This window comes from Flavobacterium sp. HNIBRBA15423, assembly GCF_052655965.1.
In genome coordinates, this window is the sequence record NZ_CP199751.1 from 2,400,504 (window position 1) to 2,422,800 (window position 22,297).

19 protein-coding genes are annotated in these 22,297 nt (G+C 26.9%); 6 read left to right on the forward strand and 13 right to left on the reverse strand.

The features are described from left to right. Positions 1 to 281: 281 nt before the first annotated feature. From asnB to ACULEV_RS10795, 4 genes are all read right to left on the reverse strand, one after another. A complete protein-coding gene (asnB, locus tag ACULEV_RS10780) occupies positions 282 to 1,964 on the reverse strand; it encodes an asparagine synthase B (protein WP_445455062.1) in 1,683 nt (560 codons plus the stop codon). Between the two features lie 232 nt (positions 1,965 to 2,196). After that, positions 2,197 to 2,646, reverse strand: a complete 450-nt coding sequence (locus ACULEV_RS10785; RefSeq protein ID WP_445455063.1) for a hypothetical protein — start codon at positions 2,644 to 2,646, stop codon at positions 2,197 to 2,199. A gap of 92 nt (positions 2,647 to 2,738) precedes the next feature. Continuing rightward, positions 2,739 to 4,496, reverse strand: a complete 1,758-nt coding sequence (locus ACULEV_RS10790) for a TonB-dependent receptor (protein ID WP_445455064.1) — start codon at positions 4,494 to 4,496, stop codon at positions 2,739 to 2,741. Between the two features lie 55 nt (positions 4,497 to 4,551). Continuing rightward, positions 4,552 to 7,563, reverse strand: coding sequence for a tetratricopeptide repeat protein (locus ACULEV_RS10795; protein WP_445455065.1), 3,012 nt, complete (start codon positions 7,561 to 7,563; stop codon positions 4,552 to 4,554). Positions 7,564 to 7,753: 190 nt separating this feature from the next. On the opposite strand from ACULEV_RS10795, the gene ACULEV_RS10800 reads away from it, so the two are divergent. From ACULEV_RS10800 to ACULEV_RS10815, 4 genes are read left to right on the forward strand one after another with little or no spacing between them, the layout of a single operon-like run. Beyond that, positions 7,754 to 8,437 (forward strand): cell division ATP-binding protein FtsE, encoded by a 684-nt coding sequence (locus ACULEV_RS10800; RefSeq protein ID WP_445455066.1) that lies wholly within the window; start codon positions 7,754 to 7,756, stop codon positions 8,435 to 8,437. Continuing rightward, the gene (locus ACULEV_RS10805) at positions 8,437 to 9,333 is read left to right on the forward strand and encodes a glycosyltransferase (RefSeq protein ID WP_445455067.1); all 897 of its coding nucleotides are present in this window, start codon (positions 8,437 to 8,439) and stop codon (positions 9,331 to 9,333) included. The genes ACULEV_RS10800 and ACULEV_RS10805 overlap by 1 nt, the downstream gene beginning before the upstream one ends. Continuing rightward, positions 9,326 to 10,057, forward strand: coding sequence for a class I SAM-dependent methyltransferase (locus ACULEV_RS10810; protein ID WP_445455068.1), 732 nt, complete (start codon positions 9,326 to 9,328; stop codon positions 10,055 to 10,057). Before ACULEV_RS10805 ends, ACULEV_RS10810 begins: the two co-directional genes overlap by 8 nt. Positions 10,058 to 10,059: 2 nt before the next feature. Further along, positions 10,060 to 10,995, forward strand: a complete 936-nt coding sequence (locus tag ACULEV_RS10815) for a glycosyltransferase family 2 protein (protein WP_445455069.1) — start codon at positions 10,060 to 10,062, stop codon at positions 10,993 to 10,995. On the opposite strand, the gene ACULEV_RS10820 is transcribed toward ACULEV_RS10815, so the two are convergent. The 3 genes from ACULEV_RS10820 to ACULEV_RS10830 all read right to left on the reverse strand — a co-directional run bounded on the left by ACULEV_RS10820 (position 10,992) and on the right by ACULEV_RS10830 (position 13,567). Continuing rightward, the gene (locus ACULEV_RS10820; RefSeq protein WP_445455070.1) at positions 10,992 to 11,987 is read right to left on the reverse strand and encodes a class I SAM-dependent methyltransferase; all 996 of its coding nucleotides are present in this window, start codon (positions 11,985 to 11,987) and stop codon (positions 10,992 to 10,994) included. The genes ACULEV_RS10815 and ACULEV_RS10820 overlap by 4 nt on opposite strands. Beyond that, positions 11,977 to 12,378, reverse strand: coding sequence for a sugar 3,4-ketoisomerase (locus tag ACULEV_RS10825; protein ID WP_445455071.1), 402 nt, complete (start codon positions 12,376 to 12,378; stop codon positions 11,977 to 11,979). The genes ACULEV_RS10820 and ACULEV_RS10825 overlap by 11 nt, the downstream gene beginning before the upstream one ends. Before the next feature lie 85 nt (positions 12,379 to 12,463). Further along, on the reverse strand, positions 12,464 to 13,567 hold the full coding sequence (locus tag ACULEV_RS10830) for a glycosyltransferase (protein ID WP_445455072.1): 1,104 nt from the start codon (positions 13,565 to 13,567) through the stop codon (positions 12,464 to 12,466). A 50-nt stretch (positions 13,568 to 13,617) separates the two neighbouring features. Between ACULEV_RS10830 and ACULEV_RS10835 the strand changes: the two genes are divergently transcribed. Further along, positions 13,618 to 14,511: a glycosyltransferase family 2 protein gene (locus ACULEV_RS10835; protein ID WP_445455073.1), complete on the forward strand. Its 894-nt coding sequence runs from the start codon at positions 13,618 to 13,620 to the stop codon at positions 14,509 to 14,511. On the opposite strand, the gene ACULEV_RS10840 is transcribed toward ACULEV_RS10835, so the two are convergent. The 5 genes from ACULEV_RS10840 to ACULEV_RS10860 are packed head-to-tail and all read right to left on the reverse strand — an operon-like array spanning position 14,494 to position 19,623. Continuing rightward, positions 14,494 to 15,939, reverse strand: coding sequence for an oligosaccharide flippase family protein (locus ACULEV_RS10840; RefSeq protein WP_445455074.1), 1,446 nt, complete (start codon positions 15,937 to 15,939; stop codon positions 14,494 to 14,496). The two genes, ACULEV_RS10835 and ACULEV_RS10840, sit on opposite strands and share 18 nt — an antisense overlap. Continuing rightward, positions 15,940 to 16,938: a hypothetical protein gene (locus ACULEV_RS10845; RefSeq protein WP_445455075.1), complete on the reverse strand. Its 999-nt coding sequence runs from the start codon at positions 16,936 to 16,938 to the stop codon at positions 15,940 to 15,942. Continuing rightward, on the reverse strand, positions 16,938 to 17,507 hold the full coding sequence (locus ACULEV_RS10850) for an acyltransferase (RefSeq protein WP_445455076.1): 570 nt from the start codon (positions 17,505 to 17,507) through the stop codon (positions 16,938 to 16,940). Before ACULEV_RS10850 ends, ACULEV_RS10845 begins: the two co-directional genes overlap by 1 nt. Further along, a complete protein-coding gene (locus ACULEV_RS10855) occupies positions 17,507 to 18,646 on the reverse strand; it encodes a DegT/DnrJ/EryC1/StrS family aminotransferase (RefSeq protein ID WP_445455077.1) in 1,140 nt (379 codons plus the stop codon). The genes ACULEV_RS10850 and ACULEV_RS10855 overlap by 1 nt, the downstream gene beginning before the upstream one ends. Beyond that, positions 18,643 to 19,623: a GNAT family N-acetyltransferase gene (locus tag ACULEV_RS10860; RefSeq protein ID WP_445455078.1), complete on the reverse strand. Its 981-nt coding sequence runs from the start codon at positions 19,621 to 19,623 to the stop codon at positions 18,643 to 18,645. Before ACULEV_RS10860 ends, ACULEV_RS10855 begins: the two co-directional genes overlap by 4 nt. Before the next feature lie 118 nt (positions 19,624 to 19,741). Between ACULEV_RS10860 and ACULEV_RS10865 the strand changes: the two genes are divergently transcribed. After that, positions 19,742 to 21,538, forward strand: a complete 1,797-nt coding sequence (locus ACULEV_RS10865) for a T9SS type B sorting domain-containing protein (RefSeq protein ID WP_445455079.1) — start codon at positions 19,742 to 19,744, stop codon at positions 21,536 to 21,538. Here ACULEV_RS10865 and ACULEV_RS10870 read toward each other — a convergent pair whose 3' ends face one another. After that, complete coding sequence (locus tag ACULEV_RS10870; RefSeq protein ID WP_445455080.1) at positions 21,539 to 22,279, reverse strand: RDD family protein; 741 nt, start codon at positions 22,277 to 22,279, stop codon at positions 21,539 to 21,541. Positions 22,280 to 22,297 lie beyond the last annotated feature (18 nt).

Sequence of the window (22,297 nt, forward strand, 5' to 3'; positions counted from 1 at the left end):
AACTCATTTTTATTAAACAGACAAATATAACCATAATCAAAAAAAATTGGTTAGTAAAGATTTGTTTTTCCCTAGAAGTTATTAACAAATGTTGAAAATTTTCATTTTAAGACGGTTTTAAGCAATTAAAAACAAAAAAACGTCAACGAATATCGTTGACGTTTTAAAAACAAACCATAACCAAGATATTTAAATCATATCTTTTCTTTTTATTATTATTCTATTTGCATTAAATAATTATATTCAAAATTTTGTTTTTTAGTCTTGAGCTAATCCTTTTATTATTGACTAACTAATTTTACATAAGCATCATCATGAACATTAGCCACAGCTCTACCTGATGGGTCATTTAAATTTTTAAAGGCTTCATCCCATTCTAATGCTATTTTTGTACTACACGCCACACTTGCTTCTTGTGGAACACTCAATGCAGCTGCATCACTTGGAAAATGCTCCATAAAAATTGAACGATAATAATACTCCTCTTTTGATGTTGGTGTTTGAATAGGAAACTTGTATTTTGCATTTGCTAATTGTTCATCTGAAACCTCTTTAGCAACTACTTCTTTTAAAGTGTCGATCCAACTATATCCTACACCATCACTAAACTGTTCCTTTTGTCTCCAAGCTACACTTGCTGGAAGCATATCTTCAAATGCTTTTCTCAATACCCATTTTTCCATTCTTTCTCCGTTAATCATTTTATCTTGAGGATTAATACGCATAGCAACATCCATAAACTCTTTGTCCAAGAAAGGCACACGACCTTCTATTCCCCATGCTGCTAAACTTTTATTGGCACGCAAGCAATCATACATGTGTAATTTACTTAATTTACGCACTGTTTCTTCATGAAATTCTTTTGCATTTGGTGCTTTATGGAAATAGAGATATCCTCCAAACAATTCATCTGAGCCTTCTCCAGACAATACCATTTTAATACCCATAGATTTAATCACTCTAGCCATTAAATACATAGGAGTTGATGCTCTAATTGTAGTCACATCATACGTTTCAATATTATAAATCACATCTCTAATAGCATCAAGACCTTCTTGAATAGTAAATTTAATTTCATGATGAATAGTTCCTAAATGATCCGCTACTTTTTGTGCTGCAGCCAAATCAGGGGAACCATCTAAACCTACTGCAAATGAATGTAATTGTGGATACCATGCATCAAATTTATCTTCAGATTCTATTCTTTTTTGAGCATATTTTTTTGCAATAGCTGATGTAATTGAAGAATCTAAACCTCCAGAGAGCAAAACTCCATAAGGAACATCACTCATTAATTGTCTTTTAACTGCAGCCTCAAGAGCTATTTTTATGGCTTCAATACTAGTCTCATTTTCTTTCACTGCATCGTATTCTGTCCATTCTCTATTATACCACTTTACAAATTCTCCGTCTTTGCTAGACATATAATGTCCTGGTGGAAATAATTCAATTTTAGTACAATACCCTTCTAAAGCTTTTAATTCTGAAGCCACATAAAAAGTTCCATTTTGGTCCCAACCAATATATAAAGGAATGATTCCCATATGGTCACGTGCAATGAAATATTCGTCTTTTTCAACATCATAGATAGCAAAACCGAAAATTCCATTCATTTCATCTACAAAATGTGGTCCTTTCTCTTGGTATAAAGCCAAAATAACCTCACAATCGCTTTCTGTTTGAAATTCAAATTTACCATCAAATTGTTTACGTAATTCTCTATGATTGTATATTTCACCATTAGCCGCCAAAACTAAACTTTTATCTTTAGTTAATAAAGGTTGTTTTCCTGAAGCTGGATCGACAATTGCTAAGCGTTCGTGAGCTAAAATTGCTTTTTCATTACTATATATTCCACTCCAGTCTGGTCCTCTATGACGAATAATTTTTGACATTTCTAAAACCTGAGGTCTTAGAACTTCAGCTTTTTGTTTTAAATCGAAGGCACATACAATTCCGCACATTATCTTTTATTTTATTAGGTTTGAAAGTTTAATTTTGTAATCTTAAACTATACAAATTATTTATTTGATAAAGCAAAAATGACTCTTTAGATATAAATAATAAACAATAATGTAAATATTAGTTATAAATTATAACTAAAAAATAAATTTAAGTTATTAATTAAAATTAAAAATAGAATTTATGATTACTATAAATTACAATTTATAAAAAACCACTTTAATAAGTGGCTTTTTATTCGATGGATATTATTTTGTAATTTATTTTGTTAAATGAAACTACATCTTGTGATTTTTTACCTAATAATTTTAAACCTAAAGGAGACTTTGGTGAAAGTGCAATTATTTCTTTGTCTTCTAAATTTATCTTTGGTAAGGCTTGACTAATAAAAAACGTAAATGAATTGGTAAACACTAAACTTCCTAAACCTACTTTTTCATTTGCTTTTGAAATATCTATACTATCTAAAATATTTTTCTGATCTAAAGCTTCTTTTACTTTTTGATTGAGTTTTTCTTGTTCCAAATGCATCATTGACAATGCCGTTTCATGTTTATCTCCAGCTGAACCTTTAGCATCATTTTGTGCATCTTCAGCTAAATCAGAAATCATATTTTGAAGTGTTTTTATTTTCTCGTCTAATAAATACTGATAGTGATTGTATATTTTATGTTTTAAAGTCATATTTTATTTTTAAACTCAAGTACTTCAAAGAAAGTACAAAGTTCACAAACTATTTTGTGAACTTTGCATAAAATCTTTATGATTAATTTTTACTAAAAATCAAACTTATAATTAGCTCCTAGTAAAACTTGAATACCTTGTACAGGAAAGTTTGCCCAACGATTGTATTCTTGGTTTGCTAAATTATTTCCTCTTAAGAAAGCTGTAAGTCTTTCATTATATTTATATCCAATGTGTGCATTCAAATCGAAATAACTATCTAAAGTCACTTCTTGAAAATCAAATTCTGGAGGAAAAACTGCCGCTAAACTCTGAACTGAAACCTTATCTTTTCTTTCTCCTACAAAGAAAATATTTGCACCTGCATACCATTTTTCAGTAATATCAAAATCTAGTGTTGTTCCTATACTTAACTGTGGTAAATTCCAAGCCTCAGATTCAATATCTGTTTTATAATTATTATAAGTTCCATTAATTCCAAAAGTTACATGTTTTGAGAAATCGGCTTTTATTTCACCAAAAATACTAGCCGTTTTTACATTGTCATAAACCACATTGAAAGAATTTCCATTTGTATAAGCTTCTTCATTTGCATTGTCAAAAACATATTCATTGCTAACAAATAATGGTTTGTAATCTTCATTTTTAAATGAGCCTCTAACATTGAAAGCAACTGAATTAGCTAATTTTCCTTTTATTCCTACATAAATATCATATTTGTTATCTGTTGGACCAACAAATAAAGTTGGAGACACAAAAGGATTTTGATCTACAAATTCAGCATACGAATTTTGTGTTAAACCACCTTCTGCACCCGCATAACCTACTAAAATATCTCCCACAATTCTATAAGAAGCTTTTACGTTTGGATAAACAAATATTTTGCTATCACTTTCTCCATTTATTTTCCCTGTTGTATAAAAAATTCCAACTCCTAAATTCACAGACAAATCATCTTGCTGGTATAATATGCTTGGCTTTGTACCGAATATGATGTTACTGTATTTTATTTCGTCAATACCATTAAAATCTTTTTCAAATTTACCTCCAACATAATCCAGAATAAAATTAGCTTTTATCTTTTGATCCATTACATCAAAATCGAAATTTGGTTTTACAAAAAAGCGATTTTCTCCTGAACCAAAAGCATCCGAAAATCTTTTGAATTGCAAACTAGCTTCATTTAAAAAGCTTTTTTCCATACTTAATTTACCACCAAGGACAATAGTGTTATAAGACTGTTTTGGGTCAATTGCAGCAATTGTAGCATCATCAAAAACAATATTAGAAGTTGGTAAACCATACCAATTATAAATTTGGTTTTTAACTCCTAAATCGACATTCCAACTCATATCTCTTTCACGTGAACCATAAGTTACATCTAGACTTGTATTATAGTACTTATCATCTAATACTACATCTTTTATTCCTCCTTGAGAAGATAAGTGACGAAGCATTCCTCCTACATAACTATTACGTCCAAAATTTTCTGTAATAAATAATTCAGCATTTGCAGTAGCAAAGCTTCCGAAACCTAAAGTTGCGTAATTGCGATATATCTTTTCTCTTTCTGATTTATCAACAGCTGCAGCTTTTCCTTTTGCAGGTGTAAAAGTTGAAGCTACTGGAAAAGAAAATATATTATACTTAATTACTTCTTTTTGTGTATTATCTTCATCTTCCATAACTGGTGTTTCTTTAACTTTAAAAGCATCAGAAATTGTTGGTGTATATGCTTTCACAATATTAACCACTTCAGAACCTATATTTTCATCTTTTACTTGAGAAAAAGAAAATTGAGTCATTAGTAAAATAATTACTGTTGAAAAATATATTTTGAATTTGTTCATATTTTATATTTTATTAAGACACTAAGAAAATTTTAGCGAGATAAATAGTAACGAATTAATTTGTAATTGATGAATTTGTTTTTGCTTCTTCGACTTTTATTTTGTCTAACTCTTTTTTAGCTTCATCGACCACATCTGGATAATCAGTGAAGTTTTTAATCACACTATCAAGAATATAAGTAGCTTGAAAACTATCCTTTAGTCCATAAAAATTCTTAGCCATAATTACCAATCCCTTTGCTCCATAATACTTATAACCAGAATAATCTTTAGCAATTTTTTGAACAATTGTATTTGAAGCTTCAAAATTACCTTCTTTATTTTTGAAATAAGCATCGTAATAAAGTGCTTCTGCTGCTAGCTCACCTTTAGCAATTTTTAATAAATCTGCATAAGCTTGTTTAGCTTTCTTTTCATCATTGGTTTTTATAGCAGAACGAGCTACGATAATTTGTGCATCACTTTTAATTCGGTTATCAATCTTATCATTTTCTAGTACTTTTTCAGCGTAAATAACTGCCTGACTATAATTTTCTTTCTCATAAAATGATTTCATCAAATTAGATTGTGCGTAGGTTTTATTTTGAGGGAAATCGGCTTCATTTTCTAATCTTTTTAATACTGGAATAGCTTTATCGTAATTACTAGCTTTCAAATACACTTGACACAAACGTGCTAGAGCTTGTTCTGTAAATTCATTACGCGACTGATTTACTACAAATTCATAATGCTTAACTGAATTGCTTTCTAATCCATCTGCAAAATATAATTGCGCTAAATAAAAATTAGCTTTTAAGGCATGAAGTCCGTTAGGAAACTTAGCCACATAACTACTAAAACCAGAAATAGCTTGTTTTGCATTGTTTAATAAATATTGTTTTTCAGCCGATTCATAAGTTGCATTATCTAAATCCGCATCAGAAACTTCAACAAAACTTAAAGTCTTAACCCATTCTGAATATTCATCAACTCTCCCATTATCAATATAAATTAAACGAGCAGTTGAAACAGCTTGTAATGATTCAGGAGAATTTGGAAATTCGGCAGCCACTTTTTTAAATTTAACCAGAGCTGGCTCACTCTTGTTATTATTATAATAAATCAAACCTTGTTTTAGGATAGATTTAGAAACATAAGAACTAGTCTTATAATTTGCTATTAATTTATCATAAGTTCCAATAGCTTTTGACTCATTTTCAATATTTACATACGTATTTCCTAATTCATATAAAGCATCATCTGCATATTGTGAATTCGGATAGGTTTTTACAAATTTTTCTAAATCTTCAATTTTTTTATCATTCTTGCCTACAAAGCCATAGCTAATTCCCTTTTGAAAAGCTGCATAATCTGCATTAACACTTTTCATTTCAATTGCTTTGTTATAAGCTTCCATTGCTGGCCAATATTTAGTTGAAATAAAATTACAATCTCCTAGTCTAAGATAAGCATCTGTTTTTCTTACATTATCATTTTTTACATCCGAAATAAAATTGGTAAAATAAGTAATTGCATTTTCATACTCTTTCAATTTAAAATACGAATAAGCCAAATTATAATTTACATTTTTAAATTCTGGTGTTGAAGATGCTTCATTACTGTTTATAAATTGCTTAAAACTAAGCATAGCTTCATTATACTGATCTAGATTATATTCTGTTTCAGCTTTCCAAAATGTTGCACGAGCAGTAAATTTTGAATCTTTATTTTCAGAAATAGACTTTTTAAATAAAGAAAAAGCATCTTGATAGTTACTATCTGTATATTGTTCTAAACCTCTATAAAATAAAACTTTTTGATAAGCTAACTTATTTTCTGGAGTTTTATTTTTTTCCAATAGAATTAAAGCTTCTTTGTAATTTTTAGAAGTAATATAAGAACTAATCAACAGACTATTAATTTCTTGTTTATTAGGATTAGCTGGATATTTATCTAAATAAGCCTTTAAAACTGCAGGAACAGATTGATAAGGATTTCCTATTTCATAACTTAATTTTGCATAATTTAAATACGCATCTTCTTGAATTTGAAGATTAAAATCCATTTCTGAAGCTGTTTTAAATGCATTTAAAGCTTGTTGTTTTTTATCAGTATTTAAATAACTTTCTGCTAAATGATAATAAGCATTTTGAGCCACAAAATCATTCCCGTTTATAATTTTATTAAATTGAGCTATTGCATTTTCATAATCTTTTTGTTGATAATATGCATAACCTAATTGATAATAATCTGTATTATTCCATTTCCCTTTTTTTCCTCTGTAATCTAATAAATAAGGTAATGCTTTATCGTATTGTTTCAAATTAAAATAACTTTCCCCAATGATTTTAGACAATTCGCTTTTTTCAATAGCATTTGATTTTGGTAATTGTTCTAAGCCTAAATCGATAGCTTTTTGAAAGTTTCCTAATTTAAAATTCATATCGGCTTGGAAATAGCCCATTTTTTCCTTGTACTTGTCTTTATCTTGCACTTGGTCAAAATATTGATTGGCATTTTCATAATCATCCGTTTCATAAGACATGTATCCTAAATAATACTTAGCCTGACTTCCAAAAGTTTTAGAATTGATTACTTTATTAAAATATTTAGAAGCTTCTGTAGGATTTTTTGCAGTGAAATAAGAGTATCCTTTTTGGAAATTATATTTTTCTTGATCTTCATAAGACATACTACTCTCGTCAACTTTATCAAACCATTCTAAAGATTTAGCATAACTACCTTGATCAAAATAGTAATGTGCTACTTCTATATATGCTTGATTTTGTTTTGTACTAGTAGGGTAATCTTCTACAAATTTCTCAATTAAATCATCAGCTCCCATTTGATTTAAACGAATAGCACAATTAGCTATATAATAAGCGCAATCTGATTGAATTTCATCATTAGAAATTTGATTTTTAATATTTTCAAATAAAATTTGTGCAGATTGATATTGTTTGTCTTTATACAAGGCAACAGCTCTATCATATTCCTTTAAATCATGTGTATAAATAGATGATTGTTGTGCCCAAACAATTGGACTTACAAAAAGCAGAAATAAAGAAATTCTTAAGATTTTTATCATTTCGATTGTTTTTTTCATAGACTTCAAAGATAATATTATCTAAAAGTATTAACGAAGTACATTAACATATTATTGTAAATAATTTATAAACAAATTTTCGGTAGAATTATAATTTTTCATTGAAATAGGTTTTAAATTTTGAAAGCGAGAAGTAAGTTCTTACTTTTACAGCATAAAACTTTTGCAAGCTATGTCACAAAGTATTCTTTCATTAAAAGATATTTCCATTTTTCAAGAAAAAAATCCGATTTTAACCAATATTAATTTAGAAGTTAACAATGGAGAATTCATTTATTTAATAGGTAAAACGGGATCAGGAAAGAGTAGTTTTTTAAAAACACTTTATGCAGATTTACCTTTAACGATAGGTGAAGGAACAATTGTAGATTATGATTTAAGAGATTTAAAAGAGAAAGATATTCCCTACTTAAGAAGAAAACTAGGAGTTGTTTTTCAAGATTTTAAATTATTACCTGACAGAAATGTAAAAGAAAATCTCTTATTTGTTTTAAAAGCAACTGGATGGACAGTTACAGAAGAAATGAATGTAAAAATTGATGAAGTTTTAGATAAAGTTGGCATGAAGAATTACCAATCTAAAATGCCCCATCAGTTATCTGGTGGAGAACAACAACGAATAGCCATTGCTAGAGCATTATTAAACAATCCCGAATTAATTTTAGCCGATGAACCAACAGGAAACTTGGATCCACAAACTAGTGTTGAAGTTATGGAAGTATTGCGAAAAATTAATAGCGCAGGGAAAACAATTATAATGGCAACACATGACTATGCCTTATTATTAAAATTTCCTGCAAAAACCTTAAAATTTGAAAGTGGGAAAGTATTTGAAGTAGTACAAAGAACGGTGTAATGCTATCAATCTTAATTCCAACATATAATTACAATACTTTTCCTTTAGTTTTGGAATTAAAAGGGCAAGCTGATTTATTATCAATCGATTATGAAATTTTAGTTCAAGATGATTTTAGTTCATTATTTATTGAAGAAAATTCTAGAATAAATGAATTAGAGAACTGTTCGTTTGAAATTAATAAAGAAAATTTGGGAAGAGGAAACAATATAAATTTACTAAATTCAAAAGCTAAATATGATAATGTTCTTATAATGGAAGCGGATGCATTTCCAGAAAAAAAAGAATATTTAGAAACTCTAATATCAAATATCAATCAGAATACAAAAATAATATTCGGAGGTGTTATTTATCCGCAAAAAAAGCCTAATAAAGAAAAAGTATTAAGATGGAAATATGGAACTTATCGAGAAACTAAAAGTTTAGCTGAAAGAAAAAAAAAGCCATATAGTTTTGTTTTTTCATGGAATTTACTTTTAAAAAAAGAAATTATTTCTAATATAGCTTTTAAAACAAACATCAAGCACTATGGTTATGAGGATTTAATATTCATTAAAGATTTAAAGAAAAATAATTTAGAAATTCTGCATATAGAAAACCATTTAATCCATTATAATTCTGAATCAAATTTAACTTTTATAAAGAAAACAGAAATTGCAATTACTACACTAAATCAATTAATTAAAAATGGTGAATTAAACTATATTGACACAAAAATAACTAAAGTTTATCGTTCTTTAAAATTCTTTCATTTAGAAAATGTTTTTATAATTTTATTTGAAAAAATTTCTCATTCATTAATAACCAATCTCAATTCACTTAATCCAAATTTAATTCAATTTGATTTATACAAACTAGGTTATTTTTGTTTACTAAATAAGAAGAAAAATGTATAATAGAATAAAAAATAACATTGTTAAAATAGTACCCAAAAAAAAACTTTTAAAAATAGAACCTTATTTAAGATTTTTATACTCAATTAATAAAAAAGGCAACAATCATATCTGTAATATTTGCCATTTTAAAAACACAAATTGGATTATATTACAAAATAAAGATCATTTATGTCCAAAATGTGGAAGCCTTTCAAGAGATAGAAGGTTATATAAAATTATTTCTGAAAATTATTTAAAAAAGAATCTTAGGATTTTAGATTTTTCACCTTCGCGAAGCTTATTTCGAAAATGGAAAAAAGAAAAAAACATTAACTATACAGCATCAGACTTATCTGGCGATTTTATTGCTGATGTAAAATTTGACATTACCAATATTAATCAAATAGACAATAAATATGATTTAATAATTTGTTTTCATATTTTAGAGCACGTGATTGATGATTTAAAAGCTATGAAAGAACTCTATAGAGTTTTAAACAATGAAGGAACTCTAATAATACAAACACCTTTTAAAAAAGGAGACATCTACGAAGATTATTCTATAATTTCTAAAATTGAAAGATTAAAACATTTTGGACAAGAAGATCATGTAAGAATTTATTCAATTGAAGGATTAAAAGGTCGATTAGAAAGTATAGGCTTCTCAATTAAAGTCCTTAATTTTAGAAAAGATGATTATTATGGATTCTTAGAAGATGAAACCATATTAATAGCAAAAAAATAATTATGCCTTTATTTTCAGTAATAATACCAGTTTACAATAAAGCCAATTATATTGAGGAAACTTTAAAAAGTGTCCTTGAGCAGCAATTTAATGATTATGAAATTATAATTATAGATGATGGTTCAACTGATTCAAGTTTGAAAATTATTAATCAATTTTCAGATAATAGAATTTGCATCTATACACAAGAAAATAAAGGAGTTGCAGCTGCAAGAAATTTTGGTATTGAAAAATCTAAAGGAAAACTAATTGCTTTTTTAGACGCTGACGATTATTGGTTTCCAAATCATTTAGAAGAAATCGTAAAATTATATCATGATTTCCCAAATTGTGGAATGTATTGTAATTTATATAGAATAAAAACTACTAATAAACACTTCCATGATATTTCTTTCAGAGGAATAAGTTCAGGATTTAGAGGAATAGTTAAAAACTATTTTTATTCAAATAAGCCTTTTCGAATTTCTTGGACATCTTCTTTAGCAATTACAAAAGAAATATTAGAGGAATTTAATGGTTTTAATGAGAATGTTACCAATGGACAAGATATCGAATTATGGACTAGAATTGGTATAAAGTATTCAGTCGTAGTTTCAAATAGAATTACATCAATCTATAATTTCAACACAACATCTAGCTTAACAAAACAAAATATTAATTCAATGAAATTGATGAACTTCTCTCAATTTGAAGAAGATGAAAAAAAGAATATTTATTTAAAAGAGTTTTTAGATTTACATCGTTTCTTTTATGCCATCCAATTTAAAACTGAAGGAAATATAGAAAAAGCAAATTTGTTTTACAAAAATATAAACAAAAAAAACATTGGCTTAACAAATCAACTATTATTTAATTTACCCAGTTCAATACTTAAATCATTATATTTTATTAAAAGAAAATTAAAAAAAATAGGATTTGAGTTTTCTACTTACAATTAATCCTTTAATTTATAGATACCAAAGATAGCATCACTTGATATTCCATTTTGTTTTATAAATTGCCTTTCATCGTTTAATATGAAATTAATCCACTCTTTAGTTTCTTTATTCTCATTTAAAAAATTTTGAGCAATTCCTTTAAAAAGAGGTTGGATAATATTCCAACCCAATTTTTTCTCTTCTATTATATCAAAATTAGCATGAAGAGCATTAACTAAATTTTCTGAATCTGGAGCTTCTGAAGGATCAATTGCAAACATTCTTAAGATTCCAGGTCGATATACCTTTTTCTTAATAAAATTACTTTTTTCAAATTTCCTAAACTCAGTTGGCAATTTTTTTAAAATATCATTACACTTCTTTATTTGATTTTTTTTCCACTGTAATCTATTTGGTCCACTGTATTCAAAGACAACTAAAACTCCATCCTTATCTAAAATAGGCTTTATACTATTATTAAGAAATTTATTAATGTCTTTAAAATGATGTAGGCTAGAGTCAAATAATATAATATCAAACTTTTCAGATGAAAAATCTACTTCAAAGAAATCAGAACTTAAATAAATAATCTCTTTTTTTTCTTTTTCCGCATAAGTTTTAGCCATTTTTATACTTTCATTAGAAATATCAATTCCTAGAACTTTTTTCAAATTCAAATGATTACAAAAATTACGTTCATGAATACCTTCTCCACATCCAATTGAAAGCAAACTTAAATTATCTTTATTATTTATAATTTTTTTAGAAACATATTCTTCGTATGAAATTATTTCATTTCCAGATATTATTTTGTTCCAATGTTGTCTTATTTCAGGAATAACCCAAAAATCAGATTCTGTAACATAATTATCCCATTTTGAAGAAACTTTATCTTTATGATTAACTTTTAAAACTTTAGAAATAATAAATTTCCAACCTTTATTTCTTAGCTTTAAATAAAGATCTATTAAATCACCAAAGGTAATAAAAGAAGATTTTCTATTATAAAACATTGTCTTTAGTATTTAAATACTCCTCAAAGTCACGTATATAATCTTCTTCGTCAAAAACATCTGAAGCTACTACTAAACATACAGAACCTGAAGAAAAATTTTTTAATTCTCTCCAAATGCCATTTTTTATAAGTAGTCCTTCAAAAGGCTTGTTTAAAGTAACTTTTTTTTCTTCTCTTCCATCATTTAAAATCACATCAAAACTTCCTGATAAAGCAACTAAAAATTCTTGCTGCTTTATATGCGAATGTCCTCCTCTTTCAGCTGCACTTGGCACATCATATAGATAATAAACACGCTTCATTTCAAAAGGGATTAATGCTTTTTCAATAACTGAAAGATTTCCTCTTCTATCTTCTATTTTAGGAATAGAAATTATTTCTATTTTCATTTTTAAATTTTCATTTTTATAAGTAACGTAGGACATAATTTATCATTAGTAAAATTTGTCACTTATTTTTAATAATGATTCCCCTCTATTTTATTTGCATCAAATTTAACCATTCTTTAGTAATTACTTCAAATGAAAATTTCTGAATACTAAATCTTGCATTAGACTTGCATATTTTATAAAGATTTTTATCACTATACAATAAATTAATTGACTCGGTTAACTTATCGAAATTTTGGTCTTCCACTAATAAGCCATTATATTCATTAATAATAATTTCATTTGGCCCAGAAATTAAATCAAAACTTATTACTGGTGTATTAGAAGTTAATGACTCTAACAGAACAAGAGGAAATCCTTCATATTGACTACATAAAACAATAAAAAGGGCATTTTTCATATATTTGTATGGATTATTAGAAAATCCTACAAAAATTACATTATTAGATGTGTCTAAATCAGTTGCATGTGCTTTTATTTTTTCCAATTCGGAACCATCACCAACAATTACTAGCTTAATCTCCTTACTGGGTAAAATTGAATTTAAATAGGCTTTTATTAGTTTATCAAATTGTTTCAACTCTACTATCCTTCCAACTGCTAATATATAGTCAAATTGTAATTTTGATTTCTCATTACTTTTTTCAATAATTTCCTCTAAACTTATTGGATTATAAATACTAATTGTATTCTTTAATTGATGTTTAAGTATAACTTTTTTCTCAACCTCCTTTGCTACACAAACAATTTTATAAGCATTACTATATAACCATTTTGTTAAAAAAGTATTTTTTAAAAGATAAGTTTCAATTTTTGAACTATGAACAGTATAAATAATTTTTGTTTTAGGATATAAAAACTTAGTAATAAAAATTTCACTTATAGGATTAAGTCTATAACGCAAGTCTATAATAAAATCGAATTTTTCTTGCTTTAAATATTTTTTAAATAGGATATATTTTTTAAATTTTCTTATAAAAGAAGAATTGCTTTCTGCATACATTCCAAAATTAGCCACTTCTCCATCTACTTCATATTCTATCTCATTATCTAATAAGACTAATCGCACCTCTAGATTTTCAACTTTATTTAAAAGTGAAAACAAGTTAATTATTACTTTCGCTAATCCACCCACATTTAAATTATAGGCAACAATGGCAATTTTATATTTTTTACTTTGCTCAATCACTCTTGTTTATTTACTTTCGTAACAAATATACTATAACTGAACTTATCTCTATGCAAAATTTTCCTTTAGTTAGTGTAATTTGTATTTCTTATAATCATCAAGATTATGTTGTAGAAGCTTTAAATTCAGTAATGAATCAAAGTTATCCAAATATTGAATTAATTATTACTGATGATTGTAGTAGTGACAAATCACAACAAATAATTAAAAATTGGTTAAATGATTATCCAAATGTTTTATTTATTCCAAACAAAGTTAATTTAGGGAATACAAAAACCTTTAATAATGCTGCAAAAAAAGCTACTGGAGACTATTTTGTTGATTTAGCTGCTGATGACATTTTATTAAAAAATTGTATCCAACGTCAAATAGAGACTTTCATTAATTCAAAGTTTAAAAATACTGGATTAGTTTATGCCAATATTGAACTTTTTGATGATAATAATAATTTCATTTCTATTTATTATGATGAAACTGAAAATCCTCAAAGTGGAGATGTGTATGAAATGGTTATAAGCCGAAGTACAAAAATTTGCTCCGTTGCTTCTATGATAAAAAAAGAGGTTTTTGAAACTGTGGGCTATTATGATGAAAACCTTGCTTATGAAGATCTAGATTTATGGGTAAGAGCCTCTAGATTATATAATTTTGAATATATTCCTGAAGTATTAGCCAAAAAGAGAGAACTTTCAACTTCTTTGAGTGCACATTTTTTAAAAAGAAATAATAAAAGAACAAAACAACTACATCAATCTACTTTACTTATTTTTGAGAAAATAATATCTCTTAACAGAACTAAAAGAGAACACAAAGCTGTTTTAGGACGAATGCGATTTGAAATGTTTAAATTTATATACTCAAGGAGTTTTAGTAGTCTTATAAAATTATTTTGGTTAGGAATAAAAGTGAGATTAAAATCACTTTTTTTAAATTTTATTTTTTAAATGTCTTAAAGAATAAATACCTGATACTAAAGTAAGAATTATTAAAATAGGATTAAACAAGATAAAATCAAAAATAAAAATTGAAAATAATGCTATAATTGATGATATAATTGAAAAAAATAAAACCCGAAGAGTATCTTTTCTAAACTTAAAATTATAATAATTGATAGCAACATAATAATTATAAATTCCAGAAATTAAAAACATAACTACCATAGCTAAACCTAAGCCTAGTAATCCAAAATAATAAAAAAACACAATTGAAGCTATAACATTTATTCCATCACCTAAAAGATTTTGTTTTAAGTATAGTAACTTATTTCCTTTAATTAATGGAATATAGCCTATAGGCCAAGCTATTGCTTTTAAAACAATAGCAACTAATCCAATCTTTAAAATAAGCAATACCTCTAAAAATTCTTTAGAATATAATAGTTTAATTAAATAAGGTGCAATTAAATATAATACAAAAACAGCCGGAACCACTATAAAAAGTGCTAATTCTGTTTGGTCATTTACTAAATTATTAAAACTTTCCTTATCATTTTCATAATTACATAATCGAGGATAAAAATCATTAGACATTGCTGTAAAAACTAAACCTAAATAGCCTACTAAAATAGTATTACTAACTTGGTAAAGCCCCAAAATTTCAAAAGAATAATTTTCTTTTAAAAACCATCGAATTAAGTAAAAACAAATTTGACCAAAAATAACACTTACAGACAATAACAATCCTAATTTTGCCATTGGCAAACCTTCTTTAAACGTCTGTTTTATGGAAATAGAACTAGGTAGAATTTTTATATTTCTTGTAAAGTATAAACTAACTAAAAATCCTATTAAAGAAGTAAAAAGAACTACAGGAATAATCCCATTAATACCAAAAAAATAATACCCAATAATAGAAATAATAGAAGAAAAAATAGCAATAACGATATTATATTTTACAATACTTACCACCTTTGTTTTAGCCTGTAAAATAGCTATCCGAATAGTTGAAATAGAAGTAAAAATGAAATAAATCCCTAATACCATTATCCATTTGTAATTCGATTCAGATTCAAAAACTTCAAGACTAATCCTTTTTGCAAATAATAAGGTCACTAACAAACCTAATACTCCAGTAGTTAAAGCCCATTTGTAAATGATTTTAAGTAAACGTTGTTCTTGAAGATTTTCTTCTAAGGTGTCATTTGTTACGAGTGCTATTTCTCTTACACTACTCGAGGCAATTCCAAAATTAGTAAAACCTTGGATTAAAGCTAAAATATTTTCTAACAAACCAATAATTCCAATTCCCATGGGGCCTAAAAAAAGTGCAGCTACTTTATTAGATACCAATCGGACACCCATTTTTATAAGTTGCGACAGTCCAAAAAGACCTGTATTTTTAAATATTATTCTATGGAATTTTTTTTGCTTCATCTAAATGGTACAACCTATTTTTCTATATCCTTCTTTAAAATTAAACATCCAGTCTTCCCATTGTTCAATGTAAAGATCAGATTTTTGATTAATTTTTAAAATTTTTTTAATTTCATTTTCATTCAAATCAAACTCTAAATCTTTACAAAATAGGTTCGTATTTTCTAACCAATATTGGTTCAATATTGTATTAAAATCATGTATTGTAAAAACTGAATAATTTTTCTTTGAAAATGCAGAAGAAACAAATCCTGTTTTAGCAAACTCTTTTTTTGACCTCCCAAAATTAATTCTATGTGAATTTGAAAATCCTAATGCGTTTTTCAATTGCTTCTTCTCGTCTACTTTTTCATCAGAATTTTTCCAAATACTTAAAAAATAATCTTTTCTAAAAACAGCACCTGCTACTGAATAAATTGAATAATAATTAAATTCCTTTTCACGAGAATACAATCCTAAAACAGTAAGTGCTTTCCTCCATAAAGAATTATATTTTGTATAAATTAAGCCAAAAAGAAAAGGATTTTTAAATTGTAAATTTGGTTGGTAAATTACTATATCATTTGTAACTTTAATTTCTTTACTACCAATAACTTTTTTATTTCCTATCCAGAGTAATTTCAATAAACCTATACATTCTTTTTTGCAATCAATTTCAAGTTGGGCAATATCAATTTCTGTTGTAAACCAAATATCATCTTCTAAAACAATACAATAATCAGAAGATTTTTTTACACTTTCATACCATAATTGTGAAGGCAAGTCTTGAGGTAAATTATAATTCCTCGCCTTAATTAACTCAGATTTCACTCTGTAATTAATAGATTTTAGAATAATTACTTCGGGATATTTTCTTTTAATAGCTTCTAAATATTGTGTTGGTGTTCCATCATCTAATATATAAATACTTCCATTAAAATTCTTTAAAAACAAAGTAATACTATGCAAACATCTATCCAAATAATATACTCTATTAAATGATTTTATAAAAATATCCATTATAGCTTTTTTAGTATTTGTGCAGGATTACCAGAAACAATAGTGTTTTCTGGAATAGATTGTGCAACCAAACTATTACTTCCTACAACTGAATTTTCACCAATAGTAACTCCTTTTAAAATTGTCACATTATTACCTATAAATACATTTTTTTTAATAATTACAGCTTTTGAAGGTGGTTTCTCATCATGTCTTTTCATTGGTTCAAGATGATGGAAGTTACTATCCATTACTGAAAAATTGATTCCAATAATACAATTATCTTGAATTTCAATTTTTTCCAACGCTACAATACAACAAGCATTATTAATAACTACATCATTTCCTATTGAAATTATCGCATCTATCGTTCTTGCTTCAATATATCCGTAATGCGAATAAAAGTTAGGAGATTGATGATATCCAAATTTAATGTTTTTTCCTAAAATGATTTTCCCTTTTCCTGAAAATAGTACAGGTGAAATCAGTTTTGGCTTTACTCCCAACAGTTTTGCATCTGATAGAAATTGGTACTTCAGAATTCTAATTTTTACAAAAAAATAATATTTTAATTTAGTAACTAATGACATTAAAATTGATTTATAATTTCAATTATTTTATTAATTTCATCCTCTTTCAAACCCGAATTCAAAGGAATACTTAAAACCTGATTATGAATTTTTTTAGAAATAGGAAAAGATAAATCACTCCACTCTTTCAAAGCTTCTTGTTTATGTGGAGCGATTGGATAATGAATCATCGTTTCAATTCCACTTTCTTTCAAATAATTAGCTAATTCATTTCTATTTTCTGTTCGAATAACAAACAAATGAAAAATATGATTTTCACTTTCATCCCAAATTGGAAGAACAATTTTATCATTTTTAATTTCTGTAATATAATGTTTTGCAATACTTCTTCGCTTTTCGTTTTCATTATCTAAATGGGGTAATTTCACATTTAAAAAAGCAGCTTGCAATTCGTCTAATCTTGAATTTGTACCAATAATTTCATTTTCATATTTAACTTTTGAACCGTAATTTCTCATAGAAAAAAGTACTTCTGCTAAAGCAACATCATTTGTAGTAATTGCTCCTGCATCACCAAGAGCACCTAGATTTTTTCCAGGATAAAAACTAAATCCTGCAGCGTGACCTAGATTTCCCGCTCTTTTCAATTCTAATACTTCATTTTTAATTTCTGAATTCTGATTTCTATCTTTCAAAATAGCTCCATGTGCTTGTGCTGCATCTTCAATAACCAATAAACTATATTTTTGAGAAATTTTATTAATCTCACTCATCTCAGCTAATTGACCATACAAATGAACTGCTAAAATAGCTTTTGTATTATTTGTTATTTTCTCCTCAATTAAAAACGGATTTATATTGTATGTTTCTAAACTTGGTTCAACCAAAACAGGAACCAAATCAGCTTGTAAAATGGCTAGAATACTTGCAATATAAGTATTAGCTGGCACTATAACTTCATCTCCTTTTTGCAGTTTTCCTAATTGCAGATAAGCTTTAAAAATAAGCACTAGAGCATCAAGACCATTCCCAACTCCAATGCAATATTTAGTTCCGCAATAAGCTGCAAAATTAGATTCAAAAGATTTAACTTCATTTCCAAGAATATACCATCCTTTATCTAAAAATTGCTTCATTTTCTCCTGAAATTCAATTTCAAAAGGTTGATTTATTTTTTGTAAATCAAGAAATTTTATCATATTAATATAGTTTCCAGCTTATTGAAATTCTTTGTTTCAACTGCATAAAAATTCTGAACAATAGTTCTTGCTCCAAAACTTTCTTTCCAAAATAATAAACCTTCGTTAATGTTTTTTCCATTATTTTCATTGGAAATACCAAAATCGAAATATTTTTTATCTTTAAAAACATCAGTAATTAAATAATTATAAAGATAGTCCAAACTACCTAATTCATTTTTATTTTTATTTCCTGAAATATATTGAGGATGTGCTACATTTTTAGTAATAAAAACCATTGTTCCTGCTACTATTCTATCATTATGATAGACATTAAAATGCCTGATTTTTTCTGGAAAAATTGACATCAACTTTTTAATCTCTTCAATTGTATGCACTGGTTTTACTTGATGTTTCTTATTTAAATTGGGAATTAAAATTTCATTCCAAAACAATTCTAGGTTATTATCTTCAATAATTTTTAAATTATTTTTTAACCCTCTAGAAATACTTTCCCTTCTAGTTTTAGTGAATTTAATTTTATCTTCTAATTTTATTGTTGAAAGTGAATCCTTCCTTATTAATTTTGCTTCTAAAATAAATAAAATATATTCCATTTCATCTGAAGGAAAATCGCTATAAATTGTAGGAATCTGTTTTAATTCAAGTGTTTTTATATCACTTTCACACAAAAATTTCAAAACAGATTTAATTATAAATATGACTTCTGATAATTTTGATTTAGAATTTAAAACCAAACCACCATAAGTTAAGCCTTGATGAGAATACAAAATATCTCCTACTCTATTTGCTGGTAAAATAGCTTTCAAATTTTCTTTTTCATCAAAGACCAATAATGAATAATCTTCAAAACGATCACTATGATATTCCATAAAATCTCTATGAAATAAAAACGTTGCATTTTTAGCATTGGCAACAAATTCATTCCATTTTGAGTAATAGTCAGTTGTGTATTTTTTTACTTGATACTTTTTCAAAAAGTTGAAATTAATCCCGAAAATTACTAATTTTTTAATTCATCTTCATTCATAACGAAAGATTTTATTAAATAAATTATTATCTTGGTACAAGAATAAACTAATTAACTAACATAAAGTGAAACAAAAAAAGTACTTTTATATTTACTTTATCTTTATACTTTTCCCTTTATTTTTAAACGGACAGGACATTTCACTTTATACACAAATTAATGGTAGATATGATTTTACGTTTGTAGGTAATACTATGAATTCTTCTGAAAATAATTTATCAGCTGGACTTGTAACTGGTACTTCTTCCAGCGCAAATTTAAATTTAAATCCAGATGATACAGTAATAAAAGCCTTTTTATATTGGTCAGGGAGTGGTGATGGTGATTTTGAAGTTGATTTAAATGGAACAACTATGATTCCGGAAAGAACTTTTAGTCATAGTCGAATTTCTGGTAATAATCAAACATTTACATATTTTAGTGCTTTTAAAGATATAACTAGCTATATTCAAACTAGCGGCAATGGTAATTATACTCTGTCAAATTTAGATATCTCTGCTTTTGAAGTTTATCATAAACAAATCTCAACAAATTTTGCAGGTTGGGCCATCTTAATAGTTTATGAAAATAGTAATTTACCATTAAACCAAATAAATGTTTATGATGGTTTACAAGGTGTACCAAATAATCTAAGCATAAATTTAACCAATTTATTCGTTATTGATAACAACAATGCAACAGCTGGATTCATTGCTTGGGAAGGAGATATTTCTTTAGCTACAGAAACATTCGCAATAAATGGTACTATTATAAGCAATGCATCAAATCCAATAAATAATGTTTTCAATGGAACAAATTCAATAACTGGTGCTACTGATTTATACAACATGGATCTAGATATTTATGATATTGAAAACTATATCCAAATTGGGAATACTAATGCTAATATTACTCTTTCTTCGTTTCAAGATTTTATAATGATTAATACAGTTGTAACCAAATTGAACAGTCAATTACCCGATGCAACTATAGTCATGGACGATTACCAATTAGCATGTAATTCAAGAGAAATCCCTATTAATTTTACAGTTTATAATGTTAATAGTACTGAAGTTTTGCAAGCCAATACTCCTATTGCTTTTTATGTCAACAATGTTTTAGTTGGAACTGCTGAAACGCAAAATACAATCCCAATTGGAGAAAATGAAACAGGAAGTACAATCCTAACTATTCCCAATACTATTCCTATAAATTTTACTCTAACTGCTGTTGTTGATGATACTGGAAATGGGAATGGAATAGTAACCGAATTAGTAGAAACAAACAATACTAATAGTATAGATATTACACTATTAGTTTCACCTGAATTTAATCTTTTAGAACCGCTTTTTAGTTGCAATTTAGGATTAACAAGAGGTGTTTTCGATTTTTCAGATTATGAACAACAAGTAAAAACAGCTGCTTCTCAAATAGTAACATTTTATGAAACCTTTGATGATGCATTTAATGAATTGAACCCCATTTTTAATATTAGCAATTATGAAGCTACAACTACACCTAAAGAAATTTTTATTCGTATTAAAAATGAGGATGATTGCTACGCTATAACTTCTTTTTTATTGAAAGTAGAAAATTGTCCACCTATAGTTTATAACGCAGTTTCTCCCAATAATGATACTTTAAATGATTCTTTCTTCATTGATGGATTGCGTGATATTTTTATCAATTTCAAATTGGAAATTTACAACAGATGGGGAAAACTACTTTGGATAGGAGATAACAACAAACCTGATTGGAATGGCTATGTAGGTGAAGGCATAGGTTCGAAATTAGCTCCAGATGGAACTTATTTTTATATTCTGTATTTAAATGATCCTAGTTATCCAGAACCATTGAACGGTTATTTATATTTGAGTAAATAATTACATATTCTGAGTATAAAAATTATAATCTTTCAATAATGTTCTAATAAAATCCTGATCATTTCCAGATTGGTTTTTAATACCAGTTACAGCAATTACCTTTTCCCTCAATTTAATTAAAGTACTATAATCTCTATTCTTAACTGCTATTTCAAACGTTTCTTTAATAATTCGCATATCATTATCTGATAATTTAATTACTAAAGGATAAATAGGTACATAATCTTCATTTACTTCTTGCAAAATAGTATGATTTATATTGATATTATTTTTTAATGAAATTACTGCTGTTCCTGCTCCCATATCTCCTATTCTTTGATTTTTTCCATTAAAAATAATAGCTATTAAACCTACTACTGTTAAGGGTGGAAGAACTTCAATTAATCGAAATAACCATCTTATTAAATAATCGCCAAAACCAGCTTGATAACCATCAATCTTTATAACTTTAATTTTCATGATTCTTTTTCCAATGGTTCTTCCTTCCCAAAGACTCTCTTGAATAAGTGTGTAAAAAAATACAGGTAGATAAATAACAATATAAACAGCCATCTCTGACCAATAATCCATAGAAGAGATATAGTTGCCTAAGCCTGAATAATCTATAACATAGCCTGCAACAACTGAATAAGCTATTATAACCAGTAAATCAAGTACTTGTCCTAACAACCTTTCACCAACTGAAGCAGCAGTAAAATTTATTGTAACATTTTGTGTCGTTGTTATAGTTAATTGTGACATATTTTTTTATTTTAGCAC

Excerpts from the sequence above, each read along its gene's own strand:
- ACULEV_RS10820 (WP_445455070.1), bottom strand. The coding sequence starts at position 11,987 with ATGTTTTATAATAGAAAATCTTCTTTTATTACCTTTGGTGATTTAATA.
- ACULEV_RS10850 (WP_445455076.1), bottom strand. The coding sequence starts at position 17,507 with ATGTCATTAGTTACTAAATTAAAATATTATTTTTTTGTAAAAATTAGA.
- ACULEV_RS10790 (WP_445455064.1), bottom strand. The coding sequence starts at position 4,496 with ATGAACAAATTCAAAATATATTTTTCAACAGTAATTATTTTACTAATG.
- ACULEV_RS10810 (WP_445455068.1), top strand. The coding sequence starts at position 9,326 with ATGTATAATAGAATAAAAAATAACATTGTTAAAATAGTACCCAAAAAA.
- ACULEV_RS10800 (WP_445455066.1), top strand. The coding sequence starts at position 7,754 with ATGTCACAAAGTATTCTTTCATTAAAAGATATTTCCATTTTTCAAGAA.
- ACULEV_RS10825 (WP_445455071.1), bottom strand. The coding sequence starts at position 12,378 with ATGAAAATAGAAATAATTTCTATTCCTAAAATAGAAGATAGAAGAGGA.
- ACULEV_RS10785 (WP_445455063.1), bottom strand. The coding sequence starts at position 2,646 with ATGACTTTAAAACATAAAATATACAATCACTATCAGTATTTATTAGAC.
- asnB (WP_445455062.1), bottom strand. The coding sequence starts at position 1,964 with ATGTGCGGAATTGTATGTGCCTTCGATTTAAAACAAAAAGCTGAAGTT.
- ACULEV_RS10835 (WP_445455073.1), top strand. The coding sequence starts at position 13,618 with ATGCAAAATTTTCCTTTAGTTAGTGTAATTTGTATTTCTTATAATCAT.
- ACULEV_RS10805 (WP_445455067.1), top strand. The coding sequence starts at position 8,437 with ATGCTATCAATCTTAATTCCAACATATAATTACAATACTTTTCCTTTA.
- ACULEV_RS10855 (WP_445455077.1), bottom strand. The coding sequence starts at position 18,646 with ATGATAAAATTTCTTGATTTACAAAAAATAAATCAACCTTTTGAAATT.
- ACULEV_RS10845 (WP_445455075.1), bottom strand. The coding sequence starts at position 16,938 with ATGGATATTTTTATAAAATCATTTAATAGAGTATATTATTTGGATAGA.
- ACULEV_RS10795 (WP_445455065.1), bottom strand. The coding sequence starts at position 7,563 with ATGATAAAAATCTTAAGAATTTCTTTATTTCTGCTTTTTGTAAGTCCA.
- ACULEV_RS10840 (WP_445455074.1), bottom strand. The coding sequence starts at position 15,939 with ATGAAGCAAAAAAAATTCCATAGAATAATATTTAAAAATACAGGTCTT.
- ACULEV_RS10815 (WP_445455069.1), top strand. The coding sequence starts at position 10,060 with ATGCCTTTATTTTCAGTAATAATACCAGTTTACAATAAAGCCAATTAT.
- ACULEV_RS10870 (WP_445455080.1), bottom strand. The coding sequence starts at position 22,279 with ATGTCACAATTAACTATAACAACGACACAAAATGTTACAATAAATTTT.